The organism is Caldicellulosiruptor naganoensis (assembly GCF_026914285.1).
Classification (GTDB): Bacteria; Bacillota; Thermoanaerobacteria; order Caldicellulosiruptorales; family Caldicellulosiruptoraceae; genus Caldicellulosiruptor; species Caldicellulosiruptor naganoensis.
Genome location: NZ_CP113864.1, coordinates 48,223 through 61,390 on the forward strand (window position 1 = coordinate 48,223; position 13,168 = coordinate 61,390).

At 37.2% G+C, this 13,168-nt stretch carries 13 protein-coding genes and 2 CRISPR repeat arrays; of the genes, 10 read left to right on the forward strand and 3 right to left on the reverse strand.

The features are described from left to right. Nucleotides 1-22: 22 nt before the first annotated feature. From OTJ99_RS00225 to OTJ99_RS00235, 3 genes are all read right to left on the reverse strand, one after another. Nucleotides 23-1,558 carry a WG repeat-containing protein gene (locus OTJ99_RS00225; RefSeq protein WP_045165993.1) on the reverse strand — a complete coding sequence of 512 codons (1,536 nt, stop codon included), beginning with the start codon at nt 1,556-1,558 and terminating at the stop codon, nt 23-25. Nucleotides 1,559-2,411: 853 nt separating this feature from the next. Further along, nucleotides 2,412-3,963: a CRISPR direct-repeat array (repeat unit 30 nt; unit sequence GTTTCAATCCCCAAAGGGCAGGCTACAAAC). A gap of 130 nt (nt 3,964-4,093) precedes the next feature. After that, nucleotides 4,094-4,351 carry a hypothetical protein gene (locus OTJ99_RS00230; protein ID WP_045165992.1) on the reverse strand — a complete coding sequence of 86 codons (258 nt, stop codon included), beginning with the start codon at nt 4,349-4,351 and terminating at the stop codon, nt 4,094-4,096. Further along, complete coding sequence (locus OTJ99_RS00235) at nt 4,348-5,406, reverse strand: Rpn family recombination-promoting nuclease/putative transposase (RefSeq protein WP_235374887.1); 1,059 nt, start codon at nt 5,404-5,406, stop codon at nt 4,348-4,350. The genes OTJ99_RS00230 and OTJ99_RS00235 overlap by 4 nt, the downstream gene beginning before the upstream one ends. A gap of 21 nt (nt 5,407-5,427) precedes the next feature. Further along, nucleotides 5,428-6,786: direct repeats of the CRISPR family, unit length 30 nt; unit sequence GTTTCAATCCCCAAAGGGCAGGCTACAAAC. Nucleotides 6,787-7,065: 279 nt separating this feature from the next. Between OTJ99_RS00235 and OTJ99_RS00240 the strand changes: the two genes are divergently transcribed. The 10 genes from OTJ99_RS00240 (at nt 7,066) to OTJ99_RS00285 (ending at nt 13,152) form a co-directional block, all read left to right on the forward strand. Further along, the gene (locus OTJ99_RS00240; RefSeq protein ID WP_045165991.1) at nt 7,066-7,257 is read left to right on the forward strand and encodes a hypothetical protein; all 192 of its coding nucleotides are present in this window, start codon (nt 7,066-7,068) and stop codon (nt 7,255-7,257) included. 35 nt (nt 7,258-7,292) lie between these two features. Beyond that, nucleotides 7,293-7,703 (forward strand): DUF1284 domain-containing protein, encoded by a 411-nt coding sequence (locus OTJ99_RS00245; RefSeq protein WP_045165990.1) that lies wholly within the window; start codon nt 7,293-7,295, stop codon nt 7,701-7,703. A gap of 64 nt (nt 7,704-7,767) precedes the next feature. Further along, on the forward strand, nt 7,768-8,715 hold the full coding sequence (locus OTJ99_RS00250; protein ID WP_045165989.1) for a biotin--[acetyl-CoA-carboxylase] ligase: 948 nt from the start codon (nt 7,768-7,770) through the stop codon (nt 8,713-8,715). Between the two features lie 7 nt (nt 8,716-8,722). Next, a complete protein-coding gene (gene folP, locus OTJ99_RS00255; RefSeq protein WP_083943562.1) occupies nt 8,723-9,850 on the forward strand; it encodes a dihydropteroate synthase in 1,128 nt (375 codons plus the stop codon). A gap of 21 nt (nt 9,851-9,871) precedes the next feature. Further along, nucleotides 9,872-10,069 (forward strand): DUF3006 domain-containing protein, encoded by a 198-nt coding sequence (locus OTJ99_RS00260; protein WP_045165988.1) that lies wholly within the window; start codon nt 9,872-9,874, stop codon nt 10,067-10,069. Between the two features lie 38 nt (nt 10,070-10,107). Beyond that, nucleotides 10,108-10,575 (forward strand): 2-amino-4-hydroxy-6-hydroxymethyldihydropteridine diphosphokinase, encoded by a 468-nt coding sequence (folK, locus tag OTJ99_RS00265; RefSeq protein WP_045165987.1) that lies wholly within the window; start codon nt 10,108-10,110, stop codon nt 10,573-10,575. Nucleotides 10,576-10,593: 18 nt separating this feature from the next. Next, nucleotides 10,594-11,379: an SDR family oxidoreductase gene (locus tag OTJ99_RS00270; RefSeq protein WP_045165986.1), complete on the forward strand. Its 786-nt coding sequence runs from the start codon at nt 10,594-10,596 to the stop codon at nt 11,377-11,379. A 12-nt stretch (nt 11,380-11,391) separates the two neighbouring features. Then, nucleotides 11,392-11,526 (forward strand): hypothetical protein, encoded by a 135-nt coding sequence (locus tag OTJ99_RS00275; RefSeq protein ID WP_268748522.1) that lies wholly within the window; start codon nt 11,392-11,394, stop codon nt 11,524-11,526. A gap of 161 nt (nt 11,527-11,687) precedes the next feature. Then, a complete protein-coding gene (locus tag OTJ99_RS00280; protein WP_268748521.1) occupies nt 11,688-11,819 on the forward strand; it encodes a hypothetical protein in 132 nt (43 codons plus the stop codon). Continuing rightward, nucleotides 11,800-13,152, forward strand: coding sequence for a hypothetical protein (locus OTJ99_RS00285; RefSeq protein WP_045165985.1), 1,353 nt, complete (start codon nt 11,800-11,802; stop codon nt 13,150-13,152). The genes OTJ99_RS00280 and OTJ99_RS00285 overlap by 20 nt, the downstream gene beginning before the upstream one ends. Nucleotides 13,153-13,168: the final 16 nt, after the last annotated feature.

Below are 13,168 nucleotides of genomic sequence, written 5' to 3' on the forward strand. Positions count from 1 at the left end.
GCAGCTTTGGTGACCACGTTTTTTATTTTACTTTCATCAAAAGCCCAATCTTGCCACTGTTAACAATTACATATCCTATCTTTGGATAATTGGCTATATATTTGTACAAAGAGTTAATAGTTGTGTCCATCCTGTAAACATAGTTTATGTTATCCCAGATAATATCTGCATTCTTTTTAAACCTTGGCGATAAGATGTACTGACCATCTGTAGAGACAAACCCAATCTTTCCGCCGACTTCTACTTTTCCTATTCCGGCAAAAAAGTCATCTGCGCTGTTAAAAGAGGTTTTGAAAGGTGTTCCATTTTTATTTATATACGTCCAATATTTGCCCATTTTAACAGCGGCAAACCCTTCTGAAAAGTTTTTTACCTCATCAAACTGTGGTTTTATTTTAAGTTTTGAAGTAGTGTCAACAAAACCCCATTTTCCTTTTAATTTGACTGCAGCAAGTCCTTCTTTAAAATCAAATACACTGTCAAATTGAGGTTTGATAACTTCTTTAAAGTTTTTGTCAATAAAACCCCATTTGCCAGAAAGCTTTACCGCAGCAAATCCTTCAGAAAAGTCACGGATGTCTTCATATTTGGGATTTACTACCCATTTTCCGTTTGTATCAATTACACCCCATTTGCCATTCTTTTTGACAGCGGCAAACTTGCCTCTTAAAAGGATTTTTGCACCATCATATGTGTTGCTTCCGTCAATGCTTCGACCATCTTTCTTGTGAAAAACAAGTTTGTATTTTTCAGCAACCACTTTTCCGTCTTTGAATTCTTGTGAAGAGAATATGTCAATATACTCTTCAAGAGCAGGTTGGGTTAGCTTTCTTGCACTGCCTTTTGAAAGTTTTTCAAGTATTATCTTTTTAAAAATGCCATCGGCAAATACATCTTCAAACTTGTCATACTTTGCTTCAATTACCTCATTTCCGTCAAAGTCTAAAAGTCCCCATTTGCCTTTCTTTTCAAACAGCAAATATTCAATTGGCGTAATATGCCAAAAATCTTGCACCTTAAGAGTATTGATGCTTTTCATGATGAGATTGTACATTTCTTGGCTGGCGATAGTTAAGAGCTTGTCAAACTGGGGTAAAGTAAGCTTATTTTTTGCAAGGTTTAGAAATCCAATCTTTCCGTCGCTTTTTACAGTTAAGATGTCAAGGTATGGATATACTTTTTCAATAGAATCAAGAGATGGCTTGACTAAAAAATTGCAGTTTCCATCGACAAATCCTATTTTGCCGTCTTTTTTAACAACAAATATGTTGTTATATATTTTGTCAACTTCCCCCATAATATTCCTACCATCATAGACCACAACGTCAATATCATCAAACTGAGCATTTAAAAGCACCTTGCCAGTTGAGTCCATAAAGCCCCATTTTTTCTGATAGCAAAAAGCAATTAAACCATTTGAAAAAAAGTGGATATTCTCATAAGTAGGGAAAATGTAAATGTATTTGTTTTTAAGCAAGCTCTGAGCACTAACTTGTGAGAAAAGCAAAATCAAGCTTAAAAATACACTCACGAAGGCTATAAAACGTTTTTTAAACATAAAAAAATCACCTCAGAAGAAGTAATTGGGAATGGTAGTTATTTTAAGCATAATATATTTTTTGTTACATGTCAAGATAAGATTGTTGGTTCACAGGCTTACTAAGAGCTCTAATATTTTTAAGTCATATTGCGCCTTACTGTTGATTGGTTCTCAATCAGGGTGTAAAATACACTTTTGTGTCTTTTAGTTTTATTTTAGCTAAAATATCAGCGCTGGCTGTGATAGGTGCTGAGCTTAGAGATCTTAATAATTCCCTTTGCAAGTTTTAAAAGAGTTTTTACCCTTCTGTCAGCTTTGTAAAGAAGCTCAAGGTATCCTATAGATATTACAGATATTATGTAATTTGAACTTTCCCATTTTGGACAAGTAGCATCTGTTGCAACAAGATTGATTTCTCTTTTTTGTAAAGAATCTTCTATCTTTTGAGAAAGTTGAAGTCTAAAGGTTAGATTTAAAAGAGATCATTTTGCTCGATGACGGACGCTCCGTGGAAGGTAGCCTAAAAAGAGCTGCCAAGAATTCCATACTCTTCAGGGGATTGGAGGTGTCAAAAAGTAAGCACGATGTTTTGATAAAAGCCAGAAAGAGCTTGAAATATCCCATTTATGTTACTGTTTAACCTTTCCATAGACTGGGTAATTGAGTTTTTCCAAAAGAAATACATTTGAGATAGCTTGGACATAAAAAGGTTCTCCAACGTTTTTTATCTAAGGTTATTATAACCGTTTTGTTAAAAATATACAGGGAAAATATAAACTGACAAAAAGGCACTTCCATAAAGAGAAGCATTTTCAAAAGGCACACCAAACAGAACATTTGGTTTGAAATGTTATTGTAAAACAAAAGAAAAGTTTCAATCCCCAAAGGGCAGGCTACAAACTACTAAAAATACAAAATCGTTAAGGAGGGAATAATTAGTTTCAATCCCCAAAGGGCAGGCTACAAACTGTAGGACAGCCAATTCCGACAACTGTTTACAATGGTTTCAATCCCCAAAGAACAGGCTACAAACGCTTTTTGAAGGCAAAAATTGGGTGTTAGAGGTGTGTTTCAATCCCCAAAGGGCAGGCTACAAACTCACCTAGAAAACTTGTGGTAGAAGTATATGGTCGGTTTCAATCCCCAAAGGGCAGGCTACAAACCTATCAGGTTTTTGATGCAAAACTTTAAGCTTTCAGAGTTTCAATCCCCAAAGGGCAGGCTACAAACGGATTTGCAGATGTGCGGAAATACTGTCTATTTTTGTTTCAATCCCCAAAGGGCAGGCTACAAACCACAACAAAAAACAAAAGTATTTAGAGTAAGTAACAGTTTCAATCCCCAAAGGGCAGGCTACAAACCTTGCCCACAAACACAGTAGACCCAGACCAGGTCTGTTTCAATCCCCAAAGGGCAGGCTACAAACAAAGGCTCAAAAATAAATGAAGGAGGTTGATAAAAAGTTTCAATCCCCAAAGGGCAGGCTACAAACGTAGTGGAAAAATTAGGAGAAGAATTCACATATGCAGGGTTTCAATCCCCAAAGGGCAGGCTACAAACTGATGAGGGATGCTTGTGATTCCAGTTTTTAAAGTTGTGTTTCAATCCCCAAAGGGCAGGCTACAAACTTATTGTGGAACTGGTTTATATTGCTCATCCATTTAGGTTTCAATCCCCAAAGGGCAGGCTACAAACCTGGGTATGAGATGTTCAATAGCTAATCAAAGGAAAGCGTTTCAATCCCCAAAGGGCAGGCTACAAACACCCACATGTGCCCTACCCCACCGGGGTTGGTTGTGTTTCAATCCCCAAAGGGCAGGCTACAAACGCAACAAAAAGGAAGACCTACGGAGTGGTTTTACGTTTCAATCCCCAAAGGGCAGGCTACAAACGCAACAAAAAGGAAGACCTACGGAGTGGTTTTACGTTTCAATCCCCAAAGGGCAGGCTACAAACGCAACAAAAAGGAAGACCTACGGAGTGGTTTTACGTTTCAATCCCCAAAGGGCAGGCTACAAACGCACGTGTTTCGATGGTGTTATGTGTATTGTCTTCTTTGGTTTCAATCCCCAAAGGGCAGGCTACAAACAAAGGCTGGCATGTACATTGTCATGTTTTAATTGTTACGTTTCAATCCCCAAAGGGCAGGCTACAAACACAGAGATGCTTATTACAACAAAGAAGCAAATGAAAGGTTTCAATCCCCAAAGGGCAGGCTACAAACCAGTTGTTATGAAAGGTAGCAAAAACTATGATGACGAGTTTCAATCCCCAAAGGGCAGGCTACAAACTTGAGGTTTTTCAAGGGTTAGAAGGTAATCATAGTGGTTTCAATCCCCAAAGGGCAGGCTACAAACGCGTTGCAAAAGTGTGACGCAAATCGTGAAATCTTAGTTTCAATCCCCAAAGGGCAGGCTACAAACACGTCAAATAGCTTGATTTTATTATATCAAGATTATGCACCCCTGTCAATGTTTTTATATCAAAACATCTGTGGAAAACTTAAATCAAGCCAGAAAAATCAAGCTATATAGCCACCTCAAAACCTTCCGTCTATCCAGCTGCTGCCAGAAACTTTGCAAAAACCATGTCAAATCTTCTTGAAACCGCATACAAATCAAACCTTAAAATTTTACTACCTGAGGTCGACAGATGTGACTTTTGGTCAAAATGAAATAATATAAATTGTCTTTTGAATAATAACTCAAAAAGTGAAATCTCTATTCTACTGCTGCTTGCTAAAACAATAAAAGCCACAAGCAGCACCAAAAACGCTTGTGGCAAAAGGATATTTTTCAAAATTTCAATCAATTTCTATGCTTTGCACGAAGCTCTTTTATTCTCTCAAGCGAAAGTCCTGTAATCTCTGCTATCTCCTCATCTTTGTAACCTTTTAAAATCATCCTCTCAGCTGTCTCTATTCTGCTCTGCTCAAAACCTTGCTGAAGTCCTTGCTGAAGTCCTTGCTGAAGCCCTTGCTGCAGTCCTTGCTGAAGTCCTTCAAAAATTAACTCTTCTCTTATCTTTCTCAAATTCTGAAATAGTGGCATAGCTTTTTCACCCCCTCTTACACTCTCATCAATCGCTCTTTTGGCAGCCTCAACTTCTATCTCATCAAGCTCTCTCAAAGCAGCTGGCAAACATACCTTCAATACCTCTATCTCCTTCTCCTCTGCACCCAGTAAATATTCTCCAAGCTCTAAAATTAGTCTTTCTAACTCATCATACCTTTTTATCCTGTTGAGCTTCAATATTAAGCTCAGTATGTCTTTTACTTGCAAAATGCTTTCTGCTTGGTTTAAGTCAATCAATATATACTCAAAATCAATTACGCAATTTCCAAACTCCTCAAATCCTAAAATCTTTTCCTTAAGTCTTCTTGCGGCTGTCCACCTGTCTTCCCCGTCGTAAAATACTATCGGCACAACTGCCGGCAATGTAAATCCCTTTTTCTTTATTTCCACTCTGTCAAAATCCTTGATATAGTCTCTGTATATATCTGTGATGTAGAACAAAAGCCTCAAGGGCATTGAATGGTCAACTGAAGACTGGTGTTCAAACAAAATGTAAAAGATAATTTCTTTTTCTTTTAGGCTTACTTTGTAAAGCAAATCACTTTCTTCTTGAGAAAAATCAGGTAGTACATAGCTTTTGTCAATTCTTTCAAGCTGGTCTTCTGTGAGGTTTTTGAATATTCCAATCTCATCAAGCCTTTTCAGAAGCCTGAGGAAAATGCTTTTGTTAGAGAATATGTATTTGTACTCAAGGTCGTTTATGTTATGAGGGAGCTGGTTATTATTCATTGTTTTCACCTGAGAAGGTATTCTGAAAACATTATAGCAGATGGGAAGAGAAATATCAAACATATTTTCTTATCCTCTTCTTCCGCATCAATCCCCAAAGGGCAGGCTACAAACGCAGACAGTGGAAGAAATAAACACATACTTAAATTTGTTTCAATCCCCAAAGGGCAGGCTACAAACTGCTTTCCTTGAACGCTTCATTGTCAGCACGTATAAGTTTCAATCCCCAAAGGGCAGGCTACAAACACAGCAAAGCTCTTTTCGTGTCTAAGTGCAAAATCGGTTTCAATCCCCAAAGGGCAGGCTACAAACAGATGTCTTTATACTTCATGAATCTGCAGAAGAAGCGTTTCAATCCCCAAAGGGCAGGCTACAAACTGATAAAGGTTTTATATCTCATGATTGGAGTTTAAAGTTTCAATCCCCAAAGGGCAGGCTACAAACAATACAATAGGCCTCATGTATGAGAAGCAACGAAAAATGTTTCAATCCCCAAAGGGCAGGCTACAAACTTAGTTGAGGTGAATAATGTATGATTTATCTCTACAGTGTTTCAATCCCCAAAGGGCAGGCTACAAACAAACTAAGCTTTATCTCAAACCTTGTTACAGGTTCAGTTTCAATCCCCAAAGGGCAGGCTACAAACTTAGCTGGGCCTATCTCACCGTCGCTGTCTACCATAGTTTCAATCCCCAAAGGGCAGGCTACAAACGTATGATGAGCTTTTGAAGATAGCGGTTGATTTGGAGTTTCAATCCCCAAAGGGCAGGCTACAAACAATACTAAAATTGAAGGATAGAGTATGGGAATGTCCGTTTCAATCCCCAAAGGGCAGGCTACAAACGTGTTGAGGACACAGGCAGTACAAGGGGTTAAGCAGTGTTTCAATCCCCAAAGGGCAGGCTACAAACAATTTTTTGAGACCTCATAAACATTTACAGATTGAGTTTCAATCCCCAAAGGGCAGGCTACAAACGAAAAGTTACATGGGAAAAAGCTTTCAGAATTACCTGAGTTTCAATCCCCAAAGGGCAGGCTACAAACGAAAAGTTACATGGGAAAAAGCTTTCAGAATTACCTGAGTTTCAATCCCCAAAGGGCAGGCTACAAACAGTTCAGGAATTCAAACAATGAATCTTATACCAAAATCATTTCAATCCCCAAAGGGCAGGCTACAAACACCAAGCGTTGAAATTATTGATATTGAGACTTTCAATTTCAATCCCCAAAGGGCAGGCTACAAACGCTTATTGTTATGAAGTTTGAAGATTTTCTTGATTTATTTCAATCCCCAAAGGGCAGGCTACAAACCAGGCAACGTTGGCACGACACCCATATCATAATCTATTTCAATCCCCAAAGGGCAGGCTACAAACTAACAGGGATAATAAACAAGCTTTTGGGATATTTGAAATTTCAATCCCCAAAGGGCAGGCTACAAACACGTCAAATAGCTTGATTTTATTATATCAAGATTATGCACCTCTGTCAATGTTTTTATATCAAAACATCTGTGGAAAACTCACATCAAGCCAGAAAAATCAAGCTATATAGCCACCTCAAAGCCTTCCGTCTATCCAGCTGCTGCCAACAATCCAAACAAAACCTTACTCTACATTAATGAAACCGAATACAATTTAGCTCTCAAAAAATTGCCACTGGAAGTCGACAGAAACGACTTTTAGTCAAGATGGATATATATACAAAGAAATGGCCTTCTAAATGTATAATTATAGTTTGTTCTGGACAGTACTAAAAATACCCGAAGAAGGATGGACATTTGGTGATGGTACAGATCTTTCTTTGTACTTTCAGCTTCTGTTTTCTCAGCTGAACGAAGTGGCAGAAGAAATAGTAGATGATTATGATTGCGAAATTGCAATTTTGTACTTTGGGCATGAGTGGTATAATTAAATTAAATCAATTGTAGGCATTAAAAGTCAAGTTTCATGATAAAATTAAGATTTCATCATCTTTTATGCTTTCTTGGCTTTAGAGGGCTTGGGTATAACAAGGAGTTTGTGGAAAATTTTAAAAAGGTGTATGAGAAAGTTTTTACTGAAAATCAAAAAGTTGTACTTGCTACATACCCAGATGTGATATGCCAAAGATGTCCAAGACTTGTGGATGGTAGTTGCACAGCAGAAGAGAAGGTAAAAAACTTCGATATAAAGCTTATGGAATTTCTTTGCAAAAACGGCATTAGCAATTTTGACAATGTTTTGCCAAGTGAGATTTATAAAGTAATAAAAAAGCTTTCAATCCAAGAATTTGAAAGCATCTGCAGAAGCTGTGAGTGGTTTAAGTTTGGGTATTGCAAAGAGGGGTTGTTGAAGTTAAAATGTGAACAAAATTTATAAATTTAAGAAGCCTTTAAAACAAAGAAATCTGATTTATTAAAAAGGAAGGGATTTTTAAAAAGCCATGGATGAAAAGTCAATATACATATTAAAAAAGCTTTATGAAGAGGACTTTGTCTCAGGCGAAAGTCTTGCAAAAGAACTGAATGTCAGCCGCATGGCAGTGAACAAAAGAATCAAGAGCCTACAAGAGATGGGCTTTGCTATAGCATCTTATAAGAAAAAAGGCTATCAGCTTGTTGACAAAGACATAATAAGAGTTTGGGAGATAGAAGATTTCATCTCAAGATCTGAATTGTTCAAGGATTTTTTATATTTTTCGCAAATAAACTCAACAAACAACTATGTAAAAGAAAACCAAGAAAAATTGGAATCAGCAACGGTTGTATATGCAGAAAGACAAAATGCCGGCAGGGGACGGTTTGGAAGAAGCTGGATTGACTTAGAAAAAGGAGTTAAGATGTCTATTTTTCTGAGGCTTGAGGTCATTGACATAGAAAAGGTGGTTCCCCTTACACTTTTTACGGGGCTTATTGTCAACAGGGTTTTGAGAAAATATAAAGTTCAAAGTTTTATCAAGTGGTCAAATGATATTCTTTTGAATGGCAAAAAGGTTTGTGGGATTTTGACAGAGCTTTCAGGTGAGCTCGAAGGTGCTGGGAATGTCATCATCGGAATAGGTCTTAATGTAAATGCAGCCAGCCTTCCTGATGAACTTCTGGAGATTGCAACCACATTAAGGAAAGAGATGGGCATGGACTTTGATAGGACAAGAATAATTATTGAAATCTTGGAAGAGTTTGAAAACGAGCTTGAGAATTTCAAAAATTATGGTTTTTCACGCTTTAGAGATGAGTATAAAAGCTACTGTATAAACCTTGGCAAGGAGATTGTCATAAACGGTGTGCAGAGGGCATTTTGCAAAGACATAGGGCAAAATGGCGAGCTTATCTGTGTGCAGGATGGGAAAGAGGTAAAAATACAAAGCGGTGAGGTTACAATAAGGTGGTGAAGATGATTTGAGACTTATTTCAAAAGATGCAAATTTAAAGAAGATTATGTATCAAAAAGGGTTTGATGAAAGAGAGATTTTGGACTTTGTAAAAAGGTCAGAGAGTATAATCTTGAGGTTTGACAATATCCAAGATGTGCCAAAGTTTGTAGCTCTTCTTTCGGACCTTGGTTTTTTTGTTGTTGTAAAAGACAATATCGCTTTTGCTACAACTTCAAAAGCCAATTTTGAGAGGACAAAATGCTATCTTTCTGAAGAAGGGTTTGAGTGCAGTTTTGATGCAGATTTTACCATTTCACAAAGAACTCTTTGTGCAAATGGAAAGCAAATAAACCTTCTTAAGACAAATGTGATGGGAATTATAAATGTCACGCCAGATTCTTTTTACGAAGGCTCAAGGGTAGATAGTACTGCAGTTTCTCAAAAAGCCCTTGAGATGATTGAAGAGGGAGCAGACTTGATTGACGTTGGGGGTGAGTCTACAAGACCTTTTTCAGACCCGGTTCCTGAAGATGAGGAGCTGAAAAGAGTTATTCCAGCAATTAGAGCAATAAGAGATGTCTCAAAAGATATACCTATTTCAATTGACACATACAAAGCTTCTGTTGCCAAAAAGGCTATAGAAGCAGGGGCTGATATAATAAACGATATAAGCGGCGGCACATTTGACAAAGAGATGTTCAAGGTTGCTGCAGACTACAATGTTCCTATTATAATCATGCACATAAAAGGCACGCCCAAAAATATGCAGCAAAACCCATATTATGAAGATGTAATAGAAGAGATTTTACAGTATTTTGAAAGAAGGATAGATGAAGCACTAAAGGCAGGTGTAGATTTAGAGAACATCATCTTAGACCCCGGCATTGGTTTTGGCAAAAGACCAGAGGACAATTTGGAGATAATAAGGCGATGTGAAGAGTTCAAGGTCCTTGGAAGACCAATTTTAATTGGCGCATCCCGAAAGTCAACCATAGGGGTTGTTTTGGGTGGTGTTGGACCTGAAGATAGGCTTGAGGGGACAATTGCAATTTCGACCATTTGTGCTCTCAAGAAAATTGAGTTTGTAAGAGTGCATGATGTAAAAGAAAACAAAAGGGCAATCTTGATGGCAGAGGCTATTATGAACGCTTAAGAAAGGGAGGGGGAATTTCAAATGAAAGCTGTGATTGACAGGTTTGAAGGGGATTTTGCTGTCCTTGAGCTTGAAAATGGGAAGATTGTAAATGTGCCAGCTGATATAGTTCCACAAGGTGCAAAAGAAGGAGATGTTCTTTTGATTGAGATTGACAAAAAAGAAACAGAAGAGAGACAAAAGAGAATAAAGGACCTTTTTGAAAGGCTAAAGGAGTAGCAAAATTTACATTCATAGAAAGGAAAGAGCTGCTAAAGATGCAAAAGATGGAAGTTATCTTGGCACTGGGAAGCAATCTTGGTGACAGACAGAGGAATATAGAGACTGCAATAGAATATCTAAAAGAAAAGGTGGATATCAAAAAGGTTTCAACAATCATTGAGACAGAGCCTTATGGGTATACACAGCAGCCAAAGTTTTTAAACTGCTGCTTGATGGGCAAAACCTGCCTTTCGCCTTTTGAGCTTTTAGAATTTGTGCTCAGCATAGAAAAGAAGATGGGAAGAGAGAGGCTTTTTAAATGGGGGCCAAGGAATATAGACATAGACATTTTGTTTTACAACTCTTTGGTGATAGATGAAGAAAATCTGAAGATTCCGCATCCTGAGATACAAAAGCGCGAGTTTGTACTACTTCCTTTGAGTGAGATAGCACCCGATTTTGTCCATCCTGTATTGAAAAAGACAGTTGTTCAGCTCTACACAGATCTTATGAATTCTAAATGAAAGGTGTGAAAGTGCTTCATGGAATTTTTAACTATGCCAGAGTTCAAAGACAAAGTGGTTGTGGTTACAGGTGCTGCACAGGGGATTGGGCTTGTGACAGCTCTTTCTTTTTTGAATAATGGTGCTTATGTTGCAGCGGTTGATGTTGACAGAGAAGCAATTGAGGATGCGATGCAAGACTTTTTCAAAGGGTATGAAGACAAAATTGAATTTTTTGAATGCGATTTGCAGGATGCATCTCAGATTGAAAGAGTTTGCCGGAAAATTGGTGAAAAGTATAAAAGTATAGATGTTCTTGTCAACAACGCGGGCGTTGGGTCGACAAAATGGATTTTAGATAGGACTGTTGAAGAGTGGGATTATGTTATAAATGTAAATCTTAGAGCACCATATCTTATGGTAAAGTATCTTTTGCCTTTCATGAAAGAAGGAAGCTGTATTGTGAACATTGCCTCAACAAGGGCTTTGATGTCTGAGCCAAACACAGAGCCTTATTCTGCATCAAAAGGCGGAATTTTGGCGCTGACTCATTCTTTGGCTGTATCACTATCACATCTTAAAATCAGGGTAAATGCAATAAGTCCGGGCTGGATAGAGGTATCTGAGTACAAGAAAAGAAAATACAGAAAGCTGCCTGATTTGCGCGAAATAGACCACCTTCAGCACCCTGCAGGAAGGGGTGGAAAACCTGAGGATGTTGCAAATGCGGTGCTATTTTTAGCATCCGAAAAAAGCGGGTTTATTACTGGCACAAACCTTGTTGTGGATGGTGGAATGACAATAAAGATGATATATGAAGAGTAAATTGAGGGTGATATGAACCACATTTCCCCTTTTGATATTGTATTTGAAGACGAAGAAGAAAATGAAAAACATGTGGTCCAGCCTGATATTGTAATAATTTGCGACAAGGGCAAGATTACTGATGAAGGATACAAGGGTTATTCCTAAACTCATTGTTGAAGTGCTTATGCCTACAACAGCTTCAGTAGATTATGTAAAAAAGATGCAGCTTTAAAGTAGGTTTGGAGTTTTAGAGTACTGGATTGCAAATCCGCGTAACAAATCGCTCCAGATATTCGTTTTAAAAGATAGGGTATACGCTTGAACACATGGCACTTTCTCAGACTGGCATTGCAAAGACAAAGACTTTTGATGGGTTAGAAGTTGATATAGAAAAAAATTTTCAAGTTTTGATGCTTTTTAAAAGAGAGGATTTTGAAGATGTGGGGAGGATTTTTTGAATTTGAGACACCAGATAGCCAGCTAAGAAGGATAATTCTTATTAATACAATTGTAAATGGGATTTTGTTTTTTGCCATTGCAGTTGGTGTGGTAATAGTTATAGCGTTGTTAGTAAATCTAATTAGACGAAAAGGAAAGTCAAAAACACAGAGGCTTAAAAATTTTCAGCTTATAGAAGAGTATTTTCAAAGTATATCAAATAGGATTTTGCAGGCAGAAGAAAAGCTACCATACCTGAAGTTAACAAGCAATTACAAAGAGGTTGAAGAGAGGTTTAACAATGTCACTTTGAACTTTTCGCACCTGCGTGAGTATTATGAAGGAATTAAAAAGAGCTATTCAGAGAGCGAAGTAAACACATTTATGAACATATACAACATATTAAAAAGTGATTTGGACTTTATAGAAAAGGTTTTAAAAGACTCAGAAGAGATATTAAAAAGTGAGATTGAAAGGAAAGAGAAAATTGACAAAATAGTTGAAACTCTCAAAAACAAAGAAGAACTAAAAAGCAAAATAGAGCAGCTTTACGAAAGTGTCTGTTCAGAAAATGTTTTAAATGAAAAATTTGAGGGTATAAAAAGACTTGATGAGAAGATAGAATATTACAAAAGTTTGACAGATGAGAAAAAAGAAGAGTATCTCTCAAGCTTGATTAATATTATAAATAGAGAATTTGAAGAAAAGTATCCTCTTGTTTTGTCAAAATCACCGCTCAGAGCAGAAAATCTAAAAAGAGAATATGATGATCTTTTGGCAAGGCTTAAAGTTTCAGAACCTGTTGAAAAGTTAATTTTAATTGAGGAATTTTTAGATAAACTGTCAAAAATTAGTATTAACCTTTATAGGGAGAAAACCTATGGAAAAACTTACAATCAAGCTATTCTTGACACGTTTACACAGCTTAAGACACAATATGACAATATAGGCATGAAATTTTACAAGATTGATTTAAAGATTAGCGAGATAGAAGAACTTCTTCAAAAAGGGGAGTCACCGGCTGTAGTTGAAAAAGAACTTGAGATTTTGGAAATGCTTATATTGAGCTTTGAAAAAGATGTTACGGAATGCAGAAAACTGCTTGAAAGTTTTTCGAAGTTTTTACAAAGAGTAAAGCTTTTAGACAGGGCAGACTTTACTGTTTTGGAAGGCTACAAAGAGAGGCTCAGAAATCTTTTGTATGAGTGTGACTTTGACAGCTTCAAAAAACTATACCTTGAGGCAGAAAGTCTTGCAAGAAATATCATTTTAAGAAGGTTTCCAAACAAAAAAGAAGAGTTTTTAAAAAGGACGTTTAAAAACTTTTTCGATGACCTTTTTGACATTTTCTAAATGCTTGTTACAAACT

Excerpts from the sequence above, each read along its gene's own strand:
- OTJ99_RS00275 (WP_268748522.1), top strand. The coding sequence starts at position 11,392 with ATGAACCACATTTCCCCTTTTGATATTGTATTTGAAGACGAAGAAGAA.
- OTJ99_RS00260 (WP_045165988.1), top strand. The coding sequence starts at position 9,872 with ATGAAAGCTGTGATTGACAGGTTTGAAGGGGATTTTGCTGTCCTTGAG.
- OTJ99_RS00235 (WP_235374887.1), bottom strand. The coding sequence starts at position 5,406 with ATGTTTGATATTTCTCTTCCCATCTGCTATAATGTTTTCAGAATACCT.
- OTJ99_RS00245 (WP_045165990.1), top strand. The coding sequence starts at position 7,293 with ATGATAAAATTAAGATTTCATCATCTTTTATGCTTTCTTGGCTTTAGA.
- OTJ99_RS00280 (WP_268748521.1), top strand. The coding sequence starts at position 11,688 with ATGGCACTTTCTCAGACTGGCATTGCAAAGACAAAGACTTTTGATGGG.
- OTJ99_RS00285 (WP_045165985.1), top strand. The coding sequence starts at position 11,800 with ATGTGGGGAGGATTTTTTGAATTTGAGACACCAGATAGCCAGCTAAGA.
- OTJ99_RS00240 (WP_045165991.1), top strand. The coding sequence starts at position 7,066 with ATGTATAATTATAGTTTGTTCTGGACAGTACTAAAAATACCCGAAGAA.
- folK (WP_045165987.1), top strand. The coding sequence starts at position 10,108 with ATGCAAAAGATGGAAGTTATCTTGGCACTGGGAAGCAATCTTGGTGAC.
- OTJ99_RS00225 (WP_045165993.1), bottom strand. The coding sequence starts at position 1,558 with ATGTTTAAAAAACGTTTTATAGCCTTCGTGAGTGTATTTTTAAGCTTG.
- OTJ99_RS00270 (WP_045165986.1), top strand. The coding sequence starts at position 10,594 with ATGGAATTTTTAACTATGCCAGAGTTCAAAGACAAAGTGGTTGTGGTT.
- OTJ99_RS00250 (WP_045165989.1), top strand. The coding sequence starts at position 7,768 with ATGGATGAAAAGTCAATATACATATTAAAAAAGCTTTATGAAGAGGAC.